This is a genomic window from Streptomyces sp. NPDC045021 (assembly GCF_056432645.1).
Genome location: NZ_JBWKIQ010000007.1, coordinates 1 through 17,350, shown reverse-complemented (window position 1 = coordinate 17,350; position 17,350 = coordinate 1). Strand labels below are relative to the sequence as shown.

The following is a 17,350-nucleotide window of genomic DNA, read 5'->3' as shown; positions in this document are numbered from 1 at the left end:
GCCGAGTCCTTGCGGCGCGGTCGGTCATGGCCGCAGCCCGGCGAGCAGGGCGCCGGTCGCGGCGAAGTCGGCCGGGCCGGAGTTCCAGTCGGCGTTCATGGGCGCGATGGAGACCTTGTCGGCGTTGACCGCCTCCACGTCGGAGCCCTTCGCGGGGGTGCGCGGGTCGAAGGAGACCGTGACCTTCCACGTGCCGTCGCCGGAGTCGGTGTAGTGCGGGGTCAGCACCGTCTGGGCGTCCTGGAAGGTGAGGGAGACGCCGTGAGCGGTGCCGGTACCGTCCGCGCCGACGATGGGGTGGTTGACGTTCAGACCGACACCGTCGGGCAGCAGGCGCCCGGACTTCGAGCGGGCCTGCAGCCGGTCGATGAGCTTGACGGTGAAGTCGGCGGTGACGCGCATGGCGTTGAGGGTGGGGCCGGGAGCGGGCACCGCGAAGCTGCCGGTGCTCACCGCGATGGCGGGGATGCCGCGCTCCAGGGCGGCGATGGCGCCGCCGACGGTGCCGGAGTGGGTGGCGAAACCCGCGACGTTGGTCCCGAAGTTGGTGCCCGAGATCACCAGGTCGGGGGCCCGGTCGGCGAAGACCTGGGAGAGCCCGAAGGCGACCGCGTCGCCGGGGGTGCCGTCCACGGCCCACACCTGGGCCTCGGGGTGCTGTACCGCGACGGTGGTCGCGCTCATCATCTTCGTTCCGGCGCCACTCTGGTTCTGCAGCGGGGCCACGATGGTGACCTGATGGCCGGCGGCGGTCAGCCGGTCGTACTCGGCCCGGATCCCGGGGGCGTTGTAGCCGTCGTCGTTGGTGAGCAGGATGCGCAGCGGGCCGGATGACGCCGCGGGTTGGGCCGCGGCTGCGGGCAGGGTCACGGAGGCGGCGGACAGACTCACCAGCAGAGCGGCCAGGGACAGAACGTGGTGACGTCTCACGATGTTGCTCCTTTGTGTCGGGGCAGCGGTTTGACCGGCGGGTGGCGGACCGGTGGACGGTCCGCGACCCGCCGGAGTTCTGGCCGGATCAGATCTGCGCAGATCCAGGCGATTCCGGGGAGGTCGGGGAGGCCGGGTCGAGCCGACTCGGCGGGGTCAGAGGGGTGAGCGGGGTCAGCGGACGCTGCGGATCGGGAGGATCGCGAGCGCGCCCAGCAGTGACAGGGCGCCGCCGACCAGGAACAGCGGGGTGTACCCGCCCAGGGTGGTGACGATCGCGGAGGCGACGAACGGGGCGATGATCTGCGGGCCCGCGTTGGCGATGTTGAGCACGCCCATGTCGCGGGCCGCGTCCTCCGCCCTGGGCAGGACGAGCGTGACCAACGCGGTGTCCACCGCCATGAAGCAGCCGAAGGCCAGACCGTTGAGGGCGCTGAAGACGATCATCCCGGTCCAGGTGGGACTGATCACGGGGACCGCCATGACCAGTCCCGCGAGGGCGGCCGAGACCGCGACGAACACCTTGCGACGGTTCCAGCGGTCCGAGAGCAGGCCGCCGACGACGGTGGAGACGGCCATCGCGGCCATCGAGACCGGCGTGAGGATCGCCATCGCCGCCGCCGGTTCCAGACCGGCGGGCAGGGCGATGTGATCGTCCAGGATGTACAGCTGGTATCCGGCGACGGAGAAGTACCCCAGCACCATCAGGGCCCGGCCGATGAAGGCCCACCGGAAGTCGTGATGGGCCAGCGCCGACAGGAACGCGGCAAGCTGTTCGCGGCGCGGTACGGCCGGTGCGGGCTCGATCCGGGGGACGTCGCGGCAGAGCGTCGTCAGCAGCAACGCGGCGCCGGCGACGAGCACACCGAACAGCAGGTACCCGGTGCGCAGATGATGCGCGGTCTGCGAGCCGATCAGCACGCCGACCGTTCCGCCGATCGGCAGCGCCAGCCCGACCAGCGCGGACGCGGTTCCGCGGCGGGCGGCGGGAATGCGGTCGGGCACCACGGCGGTGACCGCGGCCTGGTAGACGTTCATCGTCGACTGCACCAGACACCAGCCGATGCCCACCAGCAGTGCGGTGTGCACGCTGCCGATGAACGCCAGGCCCGCCAGCGAGGCGAACGCTCCGCCGAGGATCCAGGGATTGCGCCGACCGGTACGGTCCGACAACGCGCCCGCGATCGGGTTGAACGCGGTGGCGAAGACCGCGCTGATCCCGCCCACCACGCCCAGAATGGCGACCTTGTGCGCGGGATCGATCGACTCGATCTGGGTCGGCAGCAAGACCGCGCCGACACCCATGTACACAGCGAGCATGGCCGCGTTGGCCATCAGCAGCAACGGCAGGAGTCCACGGTGTCGAGGGGCCTGCGGCGCTGTGGGGGTGCGCGGCTCGATCAGTTCGGTCGCGGTCACAGCGGCCTCCGGAGTCTGAGGGCCGCGGTCGGGGTGCGGCGGATGCTGAGGGCGTACATGTCGACTCCTCGGGGACGGAGCGGTGGCGTGGGACAGAGCGGGGAAGGGGGAGCGGGCCCGGGTTCGAGCGGTGATGGCGGGATCACCCGGGCGGGCAGAGTCACCATCGCATCAGGATGGGTTACACGTGTTATCTAGTGCGGTAAGCACTGTGTAGCACCGTTCCGCGTGCCGCGCCAGACATGTTTCTGAACCGCGTTGCAGATCGTGATGATCGGCCGAGGTGAGATATGTGCACGTGTAACTAATACGGTCGGGCCACTGTCCTGCGGCACGGGGCTCGGCGCGGAGCGCTTCGATGTGTATCGTCTGCGTTACGACAGCCAAAAATACGCAATGCCTACCGGCGGCGCAGAACCATCCCCTGCAGCGGTCCTGGCGCCCGCCACGCCTTCGGCGCGGCGGCCCCGATACCGGGGCCGAGCAGGCGACGCCCCCTCGCACACCCGCGACCTGGGGTGATCGGCCGGGCGCTGCGGAGGCATGCGGCCCGCACCCCTAGCGCCGCACCACCCCTAGCGCCGCACCACCCCTAGCGCCGCACCATCCCGCGGACCGCACCACCCCGGGACTCTCCCATCCGGAGACCGCCCCACCCCGTGGACCGCTCCACTCGGCGCCGCCCCGCAACCGTTCACCCCGCAACCGCTCCGCCCGGCGACCGCCCCACAACTGCTCAGCCCGGCGACCGCCCCGTACACGGGTCGTCGATGCCGGGCCGCGCCTCGGCGATTCCCCGCGTACCTCTGTCCCCTCGCCGCATGCCCCGGGCCCGTCCGCCCGGGGCGACGACCGCGAAAGGCCGATCATGTTCCCTGCCACTCACCTGTCCGATCCACCGCCCCAACCCGTGGAGCCGCCTCGGCACCACCTCCCCGCCATCCCGTCCCGGGGCGCCTTCTGGGTGGGAGTCACGCTGCTGCTGATGGCCGCGGGCATCGGGCTGATGCTCCGCGGTGACCGACCACCGTTCTTCGAGAGCCTCGACGAGCGCTGGTTGGCGTGGATGAGCGGGGCGCGCACGGGTACGGCCAGCGACCTGGCGCGCGACCTCGACCGGTTGGGCGGGCCGTTGGGCCTCGTCTTCCCCTTCGGTCTGATCGGCTGCCTGTGCGTGTACGGGCGTTGGAGGTCCGCCGTGTTCGTCTTCACGTCCGCCGTGCTCGCGAACATCCTGGTGATCCTGCCGCTGAAGCAGATGGTGGACCGGCCGCGCCCGCCACGGCCGTGGGTCCTGGTGAACAGCGGCTCGTTCCCTTCAGGGGAGGTCTTCACCGCGACGACTCTGGTGATCGCGATCGCAGTGGTCGCGTTCCGTCCCCGAGGGCGGCGCTGGTGGTGGCTGTTCGGCGGCACCTATGTCGCCGCGATGATGTGGAGCCGTACCTGGTTGCACGCGCAGTGGCTCAGCGACACCGTCGCCGGACTCCTGGCCGGCGCCGGAACTGCCCTGCTGGTCTGGCTGGCCTTCGCGCCGCTGCTGAGGGGGGAAGCGGTGCGCGCCGCCGCGGACCGGCTGTGGGACTGAAGGCAGGACCGCCTCGTGCGCCGCGGACGCCCCGATACCGTGGCCGCGGGGGCGGGCGGTCACTGGATTGCCGTGCAACGACACCGCACAACCTCGAGGAGACACAGCGCTGTGCGAGAGCTCGCTTTGGGCATTGCTCTGGGATTCAGCGCCGGTATCAGCCCGGGACCGCTGCTGGCGCTGGTGCTGTCGGGGACGCTGCGCGGCGGTCTGGGCATCGGGCTGAGGGTGGCCGCGGTTCCGCTGCTCACCGACCTCCCGGTGATCGTGTCGGCCGTGACGGTGCTGGCCATGCTGCCTGACGTGGCGATCTCCATGGGAGGCGTCGGCGGAGGGATCTTCCTCCTGTACCTGGCCGTGTCCACACTGCGCGAGGCCCGGACCGCACAACTGCCCAGCAGTGACGGGTCAGGCGCGGGGGATCAGGCGAAGCGCGCCCTGTGGCAGGGGGCGCTGGCCAATCTCCTCAGTCCGCACCCGTGGATGTTCTGGCTCACGACGGGCGCGCCGCTGCTCGTCGCGGCGTGGCGGCACGGCTCGTTGGAGGCCGGATCGTTCCTGTTCGGGTTCTACCTCCTGCTCGTGGGCAGCAAGGCATCGCTGGCGCTCGTCATCGCCCGTGCCCGGCACCGGATCGGAACGCGGGGCTTCCGCTGGACGCTCGCCGGGTCAGGTGTCCTGCTGATCGCTGCTGCCGGGCTGCTGCTGGCGGAGTTCGGGCCCGGGTTGGTCGACGCCTTCTCGACGAGCGGCAGCGCGTGACGCCGGCGTCAGGAGACGGGGGCTGTCTCCAGGTGCGACTTGAGGCGCTGCAGGGTGGTGGTGATGTTGGTGGTGTTGGTTCCGATGCGGTCGAACACGCCCGTGATCATCATGGCGAAGGGGATGAACCACAGTGGGACCCGTAGCCAGTTGGTCTCGGTGACGGCGCAGCCCTCGGGGGTGGACTCGATGTCGTACTGCCAGCGGGAGATGGGGATTCCGAGTGGCGCCGTCACCTCGTAGGCGAAGCGCCGGGCCGGGTCGGCGTCCGTGACACGGCAGGTGGTGACCCAGCGGCGGAAGCCGTTGCGGTTGTAGCCCTGGAAGCGGGCGCCCACCGCCGGGGCCTCGGCGCCGTGCAGCCAGCGGGCACGGTGGGCTTCCTCGGCGAAGCGGATCATGACGGGCGGGTCGCTGATGATGCGGTACGCCTCGGCCGGGGTCACTTGGATGGTCACCGTGCCAGTGGCTGCGACCTCGGGGAATCTCGGTATGCGCATCGGGCTGTCTCCTTCGCCGAGGTGATCTGCTTCGCTGGGGGTGATCCGCGCGACCGTGCCGGTCACGGTGAGAGTTCATGACGGAGTGCGTGGGCGATTCCGTTCGCCTGATCGGCTGTTACCCGCTCCTGCTCAGGGCGTTGGAGCAGACCGAACACGTGTGGACCACGCAGCTCCGGGGGTAGATCCGCCATCCGCGGCACGATGTGGAAGTGGACATGGGCGAAGCCCTCGGCCTCGGCGAACTGTATGACATAGGTCTTCGCACACCCCGTCACCCGGTGCAAGGCTCGCGAGAGCCTGACCTGCCATGTTCCGAGCGCGGCGGCCTCCGCATCGGTGAGGTCGTGAACGGCGGTCACATGCCGGCGGGGCAGGAGCACCAGCCACCCGGGCAGCGCGGCGTTGAAGGCGTGGGCCACCCGCCAGTGCTCGTCGGCGACGATGCGCTCGCCCGGCGGCAAGGCATCGAACGTGGATTCCTTGCCGCAGGCGTAGCAGTTCGGTGTCGGCATGCCGCCGAGCTTAGGGCTGGAACCCCAGGCTGCGGGAGCCGCACGGAAGGAGCGATCGCGCCCGGACTACGCAGTCCGGACTACGCAGTCCGGGCGTCGCGGCGGAACAGGGCCGTCCACAGGAAGGGCTCGCCGAAGTACGGGGACTCGGGCGGCTCGTCGTGCATGCGGCGCAGTTCGATCTCCGTCAGGTCGGAGAAGATCCAGCGCACGGCCTCGGGGGTGTAGGCGAGCCCGCCCTGGAGGCCGGATTCGCGGTAGAAGTCCGTGTCGGGGAGTTCGGATCCCATGCCCGCCTCGCCGGCCGCGAAGCAGGTGAGGGCGAGATGTCCGCCGGGGGCGAGGACACGATCGACGAGGGCGAGGTAACTGATGCGGCGGTGCGGCGGCAGATGGTGGAAACAGCCCGAATCGTAGATCAGGTCGTACGGGCCAGTCAGCTCGGTCTCCGTGAGAGCGAAGGCGTCGGCGCAGTGGAACCGGATGTCGGCCCCGGCCTCGCGGGCCCGCTCCTCGGCCCAGGTGATGGCTGCCGGGGAGAGGTCGACGGCGTCCACCTCGAAGCCCAGGGAGGCGAGATGGAGAGCGTTGCGGCCCGGACCGCAGCCCAGATCCAGGGCGCGGCCCGGAACGATCAGGCCTCGGTCGAGGTAGGAGGCCAGGCTCTCGTCCGGCCTCGCCACGAAGAACGGCACCGGCTTGGAGCGGTCCGAGTAGAAGCCGTCCCACCAGTCGGCCGCGACCGCCGTCCAACGGTCGGCCTCCGGTGCGAACAAGCCGTCCAAAAGCTTCAAAACGTCGTCGACCGTGCGGATGTTCCGGTCCATCCGGACCCCCTTTCGCGAAGGGCAATCTTACGGCAAAGTGCGGTAAAAGGCCAGGTCAGACGCTGTTTTGTGATGGCGTGGACGGGGGCTTGGAGGGCCTGTCCGGGGCCGGGGTGCCCCATCACCCCGACCCTGCGCACTCGGTCTCCCAGAGCGCCACTGAAGGCCGTTGCGGAGGCATTCCCGGTCTCGCTCAGGCAGGTTTTCGGTGGGTCCGAGCCGCAGGGTGCCGGGGCCGCCGGGGGTGCGGCTCGGTGGAGCGTCAGGGTCAGTGCACGGTTCCGGCGTAGCGCTGTACGAAGCCGGTGCCGGTGCCGGCGGTGACGACGACGTCGTAGCGGCCGTCGTCCAGTGGCCAGGTGAGGGTGGTGCGGGAGTTGGGAGCCACCGTGACCGTCTGCGCGGTGCCGGCGTAGTCGTTCGGGGTGACGGCGAAGGAGACCTCGGTCAGGCCGTCGTTGACCAGATTCAGGGCGAGTGAGTCCCCGAGGAGGGCCGTCACCGAGGGCACCGCGGCATCGTTCTGGCCGGCGCGGACGACGGTACCGGCGAAGCGGCGGACGAAGCCGTCGGGGCCGTGCACGGTGAAGTCGTAGCGTGCGTCGGTCGCCGAAGTGACCCAGGTGTAGGCCTGCGAGGCGCCCGGGGCGACGGTGAACGGGGTGCCGGTGAAGGTGCGAGTGATGTTCGGGTACACCGTGTAGTGGAACCCGACCGTCCCGGCGTTGGTCATGGTGCAGGTCAGTACACCGGTGGCGCGGTCGACCGCGAGGTCGGCGCCGGGAGCGTAGGGAAGTTTGCGGCGCGGTCGTGGCGCGATCTCCTGCGACGGAAGGTACTGGGTGCCGGCGGCGGGCAGGACGACGGCGGGGAGCTGCGCGCCGGCGTCGGCCTTGGCCATCAGCGCGACGGTGTCGGGCAGCACGGGGATGGTCAAGTCCGGGGTGGTGAAGTCGAAACAACTGGTGAGGTCGCCGCACACGGACCGCCGCCAGGCGCTGATGTTCGGCTCCTGGACGCCCGTCACCGTCTCCAGGAAGCGCAGCACGGAGGTGTGGTCGGAGACCTGGGAATTGACGTACCCGCCGCGCGACCAGGGGGAGACCACCCACAGCGGTACCCGGCTGCCCAGACCGACCGCCCGGCCCTTGGCGAACTCCTCCGGGGTGCCGGGCTCGGGCGTGGGCGGGACCATGTGGTCGAAGTAGCCGTCGTTCTCGTCGTACATCACCAGGAAGACGGTCCCCTTCCACACCTGCGGATTCGACATGAGTGACTGCAGGGCGGAGTTGACCCACCAGGCGCCGTAGTCCGGGCTGGCGCTGGGGTGTTCGCAGTACACGTACGGCGCGACCAGCCACGAGACGGTGGGCAGCGAGCCGTCCTTGCAGTGCTGGTCGAAGGCGGTGAGGTCGAATCTGGTCATCGCGTTGAGGTACCGCGGGTCGTTCTTGGGATAGGCGTGGAACTGCTGGAAGTACGCGAGCGCGTTGTCGCCGTAGTCCCCGGTCAGATCGTCCTCGGTCGGGTTGTGGTAGACCCGCCAGCTGACCTTCGCGGCCTCCAGCCGTTCCGCGTAGGTCGTCCAGTCGGCGACGGGATTCTCCGCACTCGCCGTGTTGTCGGTCCATGGACCGGTGGTGCCGTCCCGGCCGGGCCCCGAGGTGCCGCTCCACAGGTAGAGCCGGTTCGGGATCGTGGGGCCGGCCAGCGAGCAGAAGTACGCGTCGCACAGGGTGAACGCGTCGGACAGCGCGTACTGGTACGGGATGTCGGCGCGGGTGAAGTAGCCCATCGCACGCTCGCCCTTGGCAGTGATCCAGGTGTTCATCGCACCGTTGTTGACGGCCTGGTGGCCGGTGGACCAGTCGTGTGGGAGACCTGCGGCGTTCTGCGCGTTGTACTTTGACGTGTCCATCCGGTACGGGAGCATGACGCCCCCATCGGTGCGGTTGGGGTCGGGCTGGCGAAAGACGTTGCCGCCGCCGGGGAACTGCAGGGCTTGCTTGTCACCGAAGCCGCGGACGCCGTTCAGGGTCCCGAAGTAGTGGTCGAAGGAGCGGTTCTCCTGCATCAGGATGACCACGCGCTTCACATCGGCCACAGTGCCGGTGGGGGCCGCGGCTGCGTCCTGGGCGGCGGAGAGACCGACCATGGAGGCCGCGCCGGCGGCGGTGGCCGACAGAAAGGTGCGGCGGCTGAACGGGGGAGTCATCGGTCGGCCTTTCGGAACGGAGCACGAAGGTGCCGATGGCAACGGAGGTGTCGCAGAGCCCGAGAGCCACACGTGGGTGGCGGCGCTCGCGCCCGCAATGCGGCAGGGGGCCAGTCCGGGTGACGACCAATCAGTGATCCACGGCTGGCGTGGAGTATTCCACGCGCGTCACGTGAAAGGAATTTTGGAAAGACTTTGGATTCTTGGTGTCGAAATCGACCGGAGATACCGCGGCTGATTATCTGACGGAATGTCAATATCGAATGGCGCGACCGCCGACGCGACCGCCGGCGAGCGAGACGCAACGACACCGGTGCCACTGCCGGCCGGCAACTCGCCGCGCTGCGCGACACGGGGCTGATCATCAGCAGGCGCGAGGGGAAGCACCAACTGCACTAGGTGACGCCCCTGGGTCTGCGGCTCGTCGACGCCGCTCCCGCCACCGGCCCGAGGATCGGCTCGCACGACATTTACGCCTGACGGGGGCCGTTCGGCCGCAGCCGCGCGCCGCATCCGCGGTTCACGGCAGGGCAGCGTCGCCGGTCGGGAACTGGCTGAATTGTGACTGCCTGGAGTCGTCCGGGACGGGTAAGTGAGTTCAGGCAGGGCGATCCGGACGATCGTGGGTCCAACGGAACACGTTGGGTGACGCAGCGCCAACCTATGTGGTGCGCTGTCCGGATCAGCTCTGGAATGACCACCGGTGACCGCACATGCGGGACGTTTGGGCCTCGGCCCAACCACCATCGGTCTTCAGTCCCATGAAAGCGCTCATGCGAATGCACCGCACCTTCCTCGCCCTGGCCGGATCCGTTCTCCTGGCCACCGGCGCCGTGTGCCTCCTGCCCGCAGAAGCACAAGCCCGGACCACCGCTACCGTTCCGTGTTCGGAGACGGCACTGATCGCCGCGGTGAACGCGGCCAACGCGGCCGGCGGCGGAACCGTCACCCTGACGGCCGGCTGTACGTACATCCTCACCGCCGCCCACGGCAGTGACGGCGTCAACGGCCCCGACGGCCTGCCGATCATCACCACCCCGATCGCCTTCTCGGGGAACGCCAACACCATCACCAGGTCAGCGACAGCCGCCGCGTTCCGGATCGCCCAGGTCGCCCCGTCGGGTGGCCTGACCCTCAACGCGGTCACCCTCAGCGGTGGCAAGGCGGCGACCGCGGGCCACAACCACGGCGGCGGAATTCTCAACTTCGGCGCGGTGACGCTGACCGGGAGTGCCATCAACGGCAACGCCGCGGGCGGTCTCGGCGGTGCGATCTACAGCAGTGGAGCGGCCGCGGCGGCCACGTTCACCAGCAGCACGGTCAGGAGCAACACCGCGAACCAGGCGGCCGGCATCGCAAGTGCCGGAGCCACCCTCACCATGACCGACTCAGTGGTCACCCTCAACGCATCGGCAGCCCAGCCCGGCGGGATCTACTCCTCCGGAACCTCCACCATGACCACCACTTCGGTGACGGCCAACATCCCGACCAACTGCATCGGCAGCCCCCAACCGGTCACCGGCTGCGTCGGCTGACCTGAAGGGGCCCCTCAATCGTCCTCCGGGCGAATCGGGCCGTCCGGAACCGCGGGCGGCCCGACCCGTGGGCCGGTGACGGGCCGGGCGGCGCTCTGGTGCGTTCGCGTGGTCGTCAGCTGTCGGTCGATGGCGCCGATGACGTCGATGGCAGGCGATGGACCGCGGAGGGGGTCTGTGGTCGCTGGCCGCCGCCGCTCGCGATCATGCGCACCTGACCCGAGTCGCTGATCTCGGCACGGATGATCTTGCTCGCGTCGACATAGATCGGATAGCCGCCCGACCCGATCGCGGTCGTCGCGAAGACCTCGACGACCTGCTGGGCGGGGGCGCCTTCCTCATGGAGTGGGTTGGTGAAGGTGAGCTCAAAACCCGGGCGCTCGGACATGGGGTACTCCCAACGGTGCACGTATCCAGTGGGCATCTCGGAGACGACGAGCCCCGTCAGTCGTCGCGCGGCCGCACCAGGCGGGACCGCGACTGTGCCGATCCGGGCTCAGGCGGACGTCAGCGCGTACTCCGCGGGCAGCGGGCGGAAGCGGGGATGCGCTTCAGCACGGTCCGCGCGCGGTGCGAGGACATACCTCGACGCTACGACTGCAACAGGCGGCACGCGACCGCAGCCGACCGGTACCCGAACGCCCCGGGGAGCTGCTCCACGCGGGCGCCACCATTTCAGGGCGTTTCACGGCGCGGTGTTCCGAGACTGCCCCGGTACGGGCTCCGAGGGCTCGCACCGAGGCCGGTGATACAGAGGCTAGCCCTTGTATTCCTGCCATTTTGTGACAGCTGCTTTCGGATTCCACGCCGAATTCGATGTGTGCGTGGCCACGCAGCGGTACTGCTTTCCCAAATACGACACGCGGTCGTTCTCCGAATACTGCTTCTTGACTTTCCAGTCCGAGAATCCCGCTGCCATGTGATGGCGCCCCTTCGTCGGGCCGGCTCGCTGCCGACCTAGCTGGATCTTCCCACGCCAATCCCCCACGCCCCTCCACACGAGCTGACAGAGTCATCGGGATGGAGAGCGAAGTCGACGAGCCGGAGCCGCCCGAGCACGCGCGGTTCGTCCAGTACCTCCAAGCCCTGGGGCAGGTCTCCGACGACCAGGAACTCTCGATGGTGGGCGCGGTGCTCACGGACCCGGACCTCGCGATGGCAGAGGCCGCCGTACTCCGGCACATGGAGAACCGCGCGGTCGAACTCCTCCGAGCGCCTGATTACCAGGCGTGGGAGAAGGGGATGGCGGCTGCTGTCTGCGAGCACCCCTACCTCGTCCGGCGCCTCAAGGAGCGGTCCCTCTTCCGAGCCATAGCGCTCTCTCCGGCATGGTCCGAGGACGCGCTGACCGCGGCCTCGGACTGGCTGCAGCGGTTGGTTTCCGAGGCCGCGACGTCTCCTCGAGCCCTCGCGATCCTCGCCGAGAGCGGCCGAACCCGACGGGTCCGCAACGCCGCCAGGTCCAGGATCGACAGTCCGCGGCACTGAAAGTCATCGGCCGTTCCGGTCGTTGCCGTCGCTCCGGACGTTTTCGTTGGGCTGGTGGGGTTGGTCGGCTGTGGTCGGGTGGTTCTGCTGGGCGGGCGTCGGCGGTGTCCCTCATCGTCAGCATGGCGGTCCGGTCGGCCCGCCATGCCAGCCGGACCGTCCTGCCCACCAGGCGGGGCGCCGAGCGCGCCATGGACAGGGCCGAGTGCTCCAGCATCGTGTACTCGTGCCGGGCCCATCCGTAGTCGTAGCGCAGTGCGCCGCCGAACAGCAGTTGCTCGCTGTCGGACACGAGCGTCTCGACGGGTCGCGGCCGGCGTAACCACCTCCTCATCGGCGCACCGCCCAAGCGTCTGCCGGGTGGGTGTGCGGCGTCGTGCGGCGGGTGGGTACGGCGCGGGTCATGGGGGTGTCCTTCGACGGTTCGGACGGTGCGCGGCACGTGCTGGGCCGGGTGAAGGGCCGGAAGCATCTAGACCTGCCCACCTCCGGTCCGCGTCACCTCTCGGCGAGGCGGTGGATGGAAGCAGGCAGGGAGCACGGCGGGGAGACGAGCGCGACCGGCGGTACCATCCATCGAGTAAATTGAACGCGTTCGAAAAATGCGTCACCAGGGGAGGGGGCCGTTCATGCCGACCAGGTCGGGGGCGTACAGAAGGATCCACCGGTGGCAGCTGTTGCTCGCCGCGGGCGCGGCGGCCGCGGCGGTGCCCGGACTGCTCCTCGGACTGGACAGTTACGCGGCCCCCTGCTTCCTCCTGACCGCCGTGTGGATCGCGGTGCCGCTGTTCTTCACACGGAACACCCCGGCCTTCGCCTGGGCCTGCAGGGTCATCGGGCTGGGCCTGGTCGTCTGGTCGGTGCTGGGCGTCATGCTGGCGATGTTCGTCTTTCTGCCCTCGGCGGTGCTTCTGCTGCTGGCCGCGGGTGCGGACCCGCGACGACGGCCGGTCGTCGCGCGGGTGCTGGGCTCGGTCGGCGGGCTGGTGCTGGCGGGGGTCGTTGTCGGCTCCGCCTTCTGGTGCCGGCACTTCTAGGGTTCAGTGCGGCCGCGCGTGACGGCGGGAGCGGGCGGGCGTCACCGCAGGGGTCGCTGCCACCGGATCTCGCCGTCGTGCCATCGGTCGGTGGGCGCCAGTCCGCAGGCGGCGGCGACAGCGGCCGATGCCCGGTGGTCCGGATGAACATGGGCGACGAGGTTGCGTACGGGTCGGCGCTCCAAGCGATCGACCCCCTCGACGCGCTCCAGCCAGGCGACCAGGCCGAGCGCTGCCTCCGTGGCGATGCCGCGTCCCTGCCACGGTGTGCCGACGACCCAGGCGATCTCGGCGTCGAGGCCGTCGCCGGACGGGCCGATCGTCGCCTGGACCGTGCCCACCAGACATCTCTCCTCGCGAAGCCGGATCACCCAGTTGCACCAGGACACGGCAGGGTCGGGTGAGCCTGAGACCATGCGCTCGTAGCGGGCGCGCAGATCCTGCGGCGTGTCCGGAGTGCCTCCGATGAAGGCGTGCAGGGCCGGGTCGGACAGGGCGGCAGCCATCTCCTGGGCATGGTCCACGACGAGTGGCAGCAGCTCCAGGCGTTCGGTGCCGATGGCCTCCGTCCGGATCGTGAGCCCGCGGGTCTTGGCCTCCGCGCCCGGTCGAAGGACGCCGTCGACGGACAGGCAGATGCCGAAGACCCGGTCGTGGCCCGTCCAGCCGTTGACGCGTCCGCGGTTGTTGCTGATCTGCACCCGTTTCCTGGGCCTGTCCACCGCCGAGACCAGGTGCAGGTACACGGTGCCGGCGACGCGGGCGAGAACGATGTCGCCGACCTCGAGCTTCCGCGGGTCGACCGGGCCGACCACGACCCGCTGCCGGCTCCGGACCAGAGGAACCATCGAGGAGCCGCTCGGTCGGAACTCCACGACGGCGCCGCCGGAAACGCGGTCGGCGAGTGCGTCCAACATGCCCATCCGCTGATGGTGCCCGATGGGATCAGCCGGAGAAAGTGCTTATTCCGGATAGGAATCCGGACCGATCCGACGTTGAATCGGTCCGGAGCCCGGGGGAAACCGAACCGGCGCCATTCCGACGGTGCTGAAGGAGAAATGCGATGCAATACACCCGCCTGGGCGCCTCCGGGCTCGTCGTCTCCCGTCTCGGGCTCGGCATGATGAGCTACGGCGACACCAGCCGGCGCGCCTGGCATCTCTCCGAGGAGGAGGCCGAGCCGATCGTGCGGCACGCGGTGGAGCATGGCGTGACGTTGTTCGACACTGCCGACATGTACGACCGGGGCGCCAGCGAAGAGGTCACGGGGCGGCTGCTCGCGCGGCTCTTCGACGATCGCGACGACTACGTCCTCGCCACCAAGGTGTACTACCCGATGAGCGAGAAACCGGGTGACCGGGGTCTGTCGCGCAAGCACATCCTCGCCTCGGTGGACGGCTCCCTGCGCCGTCTCGGTACCGATCACATCGACCTCTACCAGATCCACCGCTGGGACCACGAGACGCCCATCGAGGAGACGATGGACGCGCTCGACACCGTCGTGCGGGCCGGGAAGGTCCGCTACATCGGCGCATCGAGCATGTACGCATGGCAGTTCGCCAAGGCGCAGCACACCGCCGCTCTCGCCGGCGGCACGCGCTTCGTGTCCATGCAGAACCACTACAACCTCGTCTACCGCGAGGAGGAACGGGAGATGATCCCGCTCTGCCTCGACCAGGGCATCGGCGTCCTGCCGTACAGCCCGCTCGCGCGCGGACTCCTCGCGGGCGGCCGGGGGCGCGGCGGCGAGCGCACCACCACGCGCGGCAGCACCGATCCGCTCGCCGACCAGCTCTACGCGGAAGCCGACTTCGACATCGTCGACACCCTCGGTTCCGTCGCCGCCGAACTCGACGTGCCACCGGCCCGGGTCGCACTCGCCTGGCTGCTGAACAAGGACGGCGTGAGCGCCCCCATCGTCGGCGCGACCAGACTCACCCACCTCCAGGACGCTGTCGCGGCACTCGACGTCACCCTCTCGCCGGCGCACACGGCGCGCCTGGAGGCGGGCTACATTCCGCACCACGTGGCGGGGCCGGAGTAGCGGCCCGCTCGCATCAACCCGCTGTGCTGGAACGGCGCTTGAGTGGGCCGAACCGCCTATGGACGGAAGGCGCACGGTCGGGCACCGTGGGTGATCGCATATTCGGCACCGGTGTTCGCTCACCGGTGCACAAGCATGCCCTGTCATCCGTCCGGCATCAGGAACTGGGGTCTTTCGTGAGACACGTGACCAAGGTCTTAGCCGCTCTCTCCTCCGCGGCACTCCTCTCGCTCGGCGCTGCCAACTCCGCTCAGGCGGACAGCCCCGACAACGGCTTCTTCAACAAGTTGACCAATCTGAACTCCGGCATGTGCGCCGCGGTGGGCAACAACTCCACCCAGCCGGGCGCCGGCCTGATCCAGTTCCCGTGCGACAGCAAGTACAACAAGCAGTTCTCGTCCGGCTGGGCGGGCACCAGCGCCTACTTCCTCCGCGTCCGGTCGACCGGTCAGTGCGTGACCCCGCAGAGCACGGCCGACCACGCCCTGGTCGTGCAGTCGTACTGCTCCAACAACGACGCGCAGGTGTGGGTGGCCGAGGCGCTCGGCAACGACAGCTACCGGCTCAGGAACCGCGCCAGCGGCCTGTGCCTGACGGCGGCCTGGGGCATGACCAACAGCGGTCAGCCCCTCGACCAGTCCACCTGCGGTGGATTCAACGGCCAGGCCTGGCGCTTCTCCGCGATGCACAACTGATCGCGTGACTCAGAACTTCCGAGCAGCGGGCTGACGCCTTCGCCGACTGCTCATGGGCCGTCCGCACTCCCTGCCCGGGGACGGAACGCCGCGGGACGACCTGAACAGCCCCCGCCCAGCACGTACGTGAGTCCGGCGCAATTCGCGCGCCGCGAGCCTCGCGTGCTGGGCGGGGGCACTTCGCCGGTGACCAGGGCTGTCTGTTCGGAGAAGCAGCCTGGTTCATGCCGTGGCGGAGGAACCCGTCCAGCCAGCCGGCCACCGCCGCGTCCACTCCCGCGCCCGGCGGGAACTGACGGCGCTCAGAGGCCCCGTGCTCCGTCGATCCGCTCGCGGAGCAGGTCGGCGTGTCCGTTGTGCCGGGCGTACTCCTCGACCATGTGGATGAGGACCCAGCGCAATGAAACGGTCCCGCGCCAAGCATCGTTGCCCTCGATGTCGAGGTCGGGTGCCTCGGCGACGAACCGGTCGGCGAAAGCCACCTCGGCGCGCCACGACTCCCAGGCCGCGGCGACGCCCGCGGGATCGGGCTCCGCGCCGTCGAAGTCCCCGTCGGGGTCGTCCGGGGAGGAGAAGCGAGGGAGCGCGTCCTGCCCGGCCATGACCAGCCGGAACCAGCGGCGTTCCACATCGGCGAGGTGCCGGACCAGGCCGAGCAGCGAGAGGGTGGAGGGCTCCACGGACCGGCGGGACAACTCGGCGTCCAGGCCCGCGCACTTCAGCTCCAACGTCGCACGCTGCGACCCGAGGAAATCGGCGAGCATGCTCCGCTCGTCAGCGTTTGCGGGAGCCCGGAACCGACGGTCCTGCTCCTCGTCGATGAAGATCTCTGCTCTTCTTCGTGGGCTGGTCATGGCCGACATCATCGACCATGACCATTCGGACCGGAAACCGGGTTCGCCCGAACCCGGTGAGCCGGTCATGACCCGCCCGCAGTGTCACGCTCCTCTGACATCGACCCGTCCTCCGAGGGCCAACGGCCCTCGATGTGCCGTTGGATGAGCGCGGCATGGGAGAGCGGACTGGCGGTGTTCGTGACGTCGCCGTTGGTCGTGTAGTCGAGGAGTACGACATCGGACTTTTCGCGGAGGTGTTCGATCAGATCGGCGACCCGGTTCTCGAGGACCCAGCGATAGGCGGGCAGGTAGATGCGGCGCCGGGCCGACTCGTAGGGCAGCAGCCGGTCGCCGTGCAGACCGGTGCGGTGGCCCTGAACCGGGCCGTACCGACGCACTGTCCGTTTCAGGCCCTTCATCGTGGTGACGTCGAGTTTCGCGGGGTCGACATCGGCGTTCTCGAAGACCTTGAGAGCCTGCCAGATGCCTTCCACGGATTGGCTGGTCATACCGTCGCCGTAGGGGACCGGGATGCCGCCGTGCGGGTAGAACGGACTCATCCGCACCCATGGATCCGAGGCCCTGGACGTGACATCGATGATCTCGGCGCCCGGGAACGCGGCGATCAGCGCGGCTGCCCCGCGTCGCCGGCCGGCAACATGGATCGGCATGGGCGGATGCTCCTTCGAGAGGTTGAGTCTCCCCAGCATCGCGGATGCCAATGACATCGCCCGGGTCAAGGGGTACCGGCCGTCGTCAGCGGGCGGGGGGGGGGGGGGGCGCGCCGCGGGCGCGGGGGGGGGGGCGCCGGGGGGGGGGGGGGGGGGGGGGGGGGGGGGGGGGGGGGGGGGGGGGGGCCCGGGGCGGGTGGTGTCGCCCAGGAGGCGCAGGACGGCTTCGGGGCCGTGGTCGCGGCGGGCGGCGGCGAGGGCTTCGAGGTCCCAGACGCGGGTGCCGAC

18 protein-coding genes are annotated in these 17,350 nt (G+C 69.7%); 7 read left to right on the top strand and 11 right to left on the bottom strand.

Features of this window, described 5'->3' with window-relative positions:
* Positions 1-24: 24 nt before the first annotated feature.
* Complete coding sequence (gene surE / locus AC07DC_RS21490) at positions 25-930, bottom strand: 5'/3'-nucleotidase SurE (protein WP_478916017.1); 906 nt, start codon at positions 928-930, stop codon at positions 25-27.
* 174 nt (positions 931-1,104) lie between these two features.
* On the bottom strand, positions 1,105-2,349 hold the full coding sequence (locus tag AC07DC_RS21485; protein WP_478916016.1) for an MFS transporter: 1,245 nt from the start codon (positions 2,347-2,349) through the stop codon (positions 1,105-1,107).
* Between the two features lie 868 nt (positions 2,350-3,217).
* Between AC07DC_RS21485 and AC07DC_RS21480 the strand changes: the two genes are divergently transcribed.
* Positions 3,218-3,937 (top strand): phosphatase PAP2 family protein, encoded by a 720-nt coding sequence (locus tag AC07DC_RS21480; protein WP_478916015.1) that lies wholly within the window; start codon positions 3,218-3,220, stop codon positions 3,935-3,937.
* 111 nt (positions 3,938-4,048) lie between these two features.
* Positions 4,049-4,699, top strand: coding sequence for a LysE family translocator (locus AC07DC_RS21475; protein ID WP_478916014.1), 651 nt, complete (start codon positions 4,049-4,051; stop codon positions 4,697-4,699).
* Positions 4,700-4,707: 8 nt separating this feature from the next.
* Here the strand turns inward: AC07DC_RS21475 and AC07DC_RS21470 are convergent, their stop codons facing one another.
* The 4 genes from AC07DC_RS21470 to AC07DC_RS21455 form a co-directional block, all read right to left on the bottom strand.
* Positions 4,708-5,199, bottom strand: coding sequence for an SRPBCC family protein (locus AC07DC_RS21470; protein ID WP_478916013.1), 492 nt, complete (start codon positions 5,197-5,199; stop codon positions 4,708-4,710).
* Positions 5,200-5,261: 62 nt separating this feature from the next.
* Positions 5,262-5,714: an HIT family protein gene (locus tag AC07DC_RS21465; protein WP_478916012.1), complete on the bottom strand. Its 453-nt coding sequence runs from the start codon at positions 5,712-5,714 to the stop codon at positions 5,262-5,264.
* Between the two features lie 80 nt (positions 5,715-5,794).
* On the bottom strand, positions 5,795-6,541 hold the full coding sequence (locus AC07DC_RS21460; RefSeq protein ID WP_478916011.1) for a class I SAM-dependent methyltransferase: 747 nt from the start codon (positions 6,539-6,541) through the stop codon (positions 5,795-5,797).
* A 268-nt stretch (positions 6,542-6,809) separates the two neighbouring features.
* A complete protein-coding gene (locus tag AC07DC_RS21455; RefSeq protein ID WP_478916010.1) occupies positions 6,810-8,756 on the bottom strand; it encodes a phosphocholine-specific phospholipase C in 1,947 nt (648 codons plus the stop codon).
* A gap of 773 nt (positions 8,757-9,529) precedes the next feature.
* On the opposite strand from AC07DC_RS21455, the gene AC07DC_RS21450 reads away from it, so the two are divergent.
* Complete coding sequence (locus AC07DC_RS21450; RefSeq protein WP_478916009.1) at positions 9,530-10,291, top strand: hypothetical protein; 762 nt, start codon at positions 9,530-9,532, stop codon at positions 10,289-10,291.
* 115 nt (positions 10,292-10,406) lie between these two features.
* On the opposite strand, the gene AC07DC_RS21445 is transcribed toward AC07DC_RS21450, so the two are convergent.
* Positions 10,407-10,679, bottom strand: coding sequence for a DUF6296 family protein (locus tag AC07DC_RS21445; RefSeq protein ID WP_478916008.1), 273 nt, complete (start codon positions 10,677-10,679; stop codon positions 10,407-10,409).
* A gap of 369 nt (positions 10,680-11,048) precedes the next feature.
* Entirely contained in the window at positions 11,049-11,210 is a 162-nt protein-coding gene (locus tag AC07DC_RS21440) for a carbohydrate-binding protein (RefSeq protein WP_478916007.1), read from the bottom strand.
* Between the two features lie 101 nt (positions 11,211-11,311).
* Here AC07DC_RS21440 and AC07DC_RS21435 point away from each other — a divergent pair, with 101 nt between their 5' ends.
* Both AC07DC_RS21435 and AC07DC_RS21430 read left to right on the top strand, forming a co-directional pair.
* A complete protein-coding gene (locus AC07DC_RS21435; protein ID WP_478916006.1) occupies positions 11,312-11,779 on the top strand; it encodes a hypothetical protein in 468 nt (155 codons plus the stop codon).
* 629 nt (positions 11,780-12,408) lie between these two features.
* Complete coding sequence (locus AC07DC_RS21430; protein ID WP_478916005.1) at positions 12,409-12,816, top strand: hypothetical protein; 408 nt, start codon at positions 12,409-12,411, stop codon at positions 12,814-12,816.
* Positions 12,817-12,857: 41 nt separating this feature from the next.
* On the opposite strand, the gene AC07DC_RS21425 is transcribed toward AC07DC_RS21430, so the two are convergent.
* Entirely contained in the window at positions 12,858-13,391 is a 534-nt protein-coding gene (locus tag AC07DC_RS21425) for a GNAT family N-acetyltransferase (RefSeq protein WP_478916403.1), read from the bottom strand.
* A gap of 488 nt (positions 13,392-13,879) precedes the next feature.
* On the opposite strand from AC07DC_RS21425, the gene AC07DC_RS21420 reads away from it, so the two are divergent.
* Together AC07DC_RS21420 and AC07DC_RS21415 are read left to right on the top strand one after the other, a co-directional pair.
* Positions 13,880-14,860: an aldo/keto reductase gene (locus tag AC07DC_RS21420; RefSeq protein WP_478916004.1), complete on the top strand. Its 981-nt coding sequence runs from the start codon at positions 13,880-13,882 to the stop codon at positions 14,858-14,860.
* 185 nt (positions 14,861-15,045) lie between these two features.
* Complete coding sequence (locus tag AC07DC_RS21415) at positions 15,046-15,555, top strand: RICIN domain-containing protein (RefSeq protein ID WP_478916003.1); 510 nt, start codon at positions 15,046-15,048, stop codon at positions 15,553-15,555.
* A gap of 302 nt (positions 15,556-15,857) precedes the next feature.
* On the opposite strand, the gene AC07DC_RS21410 is transcribed toward AC07DC_RS21415, so the two are convergent.
* On the bottom strand, positions 15,858-16,409 hold the full coding sequence (locus AC07DC_RS21410; protein ID WP_478916002.1) for a DinB family protein: 552 nt from the start codon (positions 16,407-16,409) through the stop codon (positions 15,858-15,860).
* 65 nt (positions 16,410-16,474) lie between these two features.
* A complete protein-coding gene (locus tag AC07DC_RS21405) occupies positions 16,475-17,062 on the bottom strand; it encodes a DUF6939 family protein (RefSeq protein WP_478916001.1) in 588 nt (195 codons plus the stop codon).
* Positions 17,063-17,350: the final 288 nt, after the last annotated feature.

Bases quoted from the DNA above. Each gene is read 5' to 3' on its own strand.
- AC07DC_RS21465 (WP_478916012.1), bottom strand. From the start codon at position 5,714: ATGCCGACACCGAACTGCTACGCCTGCGGCAAGGAATCCACGTTCGAT.
- AC07DC_RS21440 (WP_478916007.1), bottom strand. From the start codon at position 11,210: ATGGCAGCGGGATTCTCGGACTGGAAAGTCAAGAAGCAGTATTCGGAG.
- AC07DC_RS21420 (WP_478916004.1), top strand. From the start codon at position 13,880: ATGCAATACACCCGCCTGGGCGCCTCCGGGCTCGTCGTCTCCCGTCTC.
- AC07DC_RS21480 (WP_478916015.1), top strand. From the start codon at position 3,218: ATGTTCCCTGCCACTCACCTGTCCGATCCACCGCCCCAACCCGTGGAG.
- AC07DC_RS21410 (WP_478916002.1), bottom strand. From the start codon at position 16,409: ATGACCAGCCCACGAAGAAGAGCAGAGATCTTCATCGACGAGGAGCAG.
- AC07DC_RS21430 (WP_478916005.1), top strand. From the start codon at position 12,409: ATGCCGACCAGGTCGGGGGCGTACAGAAGGATCCACCGGTGGCAGCTG.
- AC07DC_RS21470 (WP_478916013.1), bottom strand. From the start codon at position 5,199: ATGCGCATACCGAGATTCCCCGAGGTCGCAGCCACTGGCACGGTGACC.
- AC07DC_RS21445 (WP_478916008.1), bottom strand. From the start codon at position 10,679: ATGTCCGAGCGCCCGGGTTTTGAGCTCACCTTCACCAACCCACTCCAT.
- AC07DC_RS21455 (WP_478916010.1), bottom strand. From the start codon at position 8,756: ATGACTCCCCCGTTCAGCCGCCGCACCTTTCTGTCGGCCACCGCCGCC.
- AC07DC_RS21405 (WP_478916001.1), bottom strand. From the start codon at position 17,062: ATGCCGATCCATGTTGCCGGCCGGCGACGCGGGGCAGCCGCGCTGATC.
- AC07DC_RS21435 (WP_478916006.1), top strand. From the start codon at position 11,312: ATGGAGAGCGAAGTCGACGAGCCGGAGCCGCCCGAGCACGCGCGGTTC.
- AC07DC_RS21450 (WP_478916009.1), top strand. From the start codon at position 9,530: ATGCGAATGCACCGCACCTTCCTCGCCCTGGCCGGATCCGTTCTCCTG.
- AC07DC_RS21460 (WP_478916011.1), bottom strand. From the start codon at position 6,541: ATGGACCGGAACATCCGCACGGTCGACGACGTTTTGAAGCTTTTGGAC.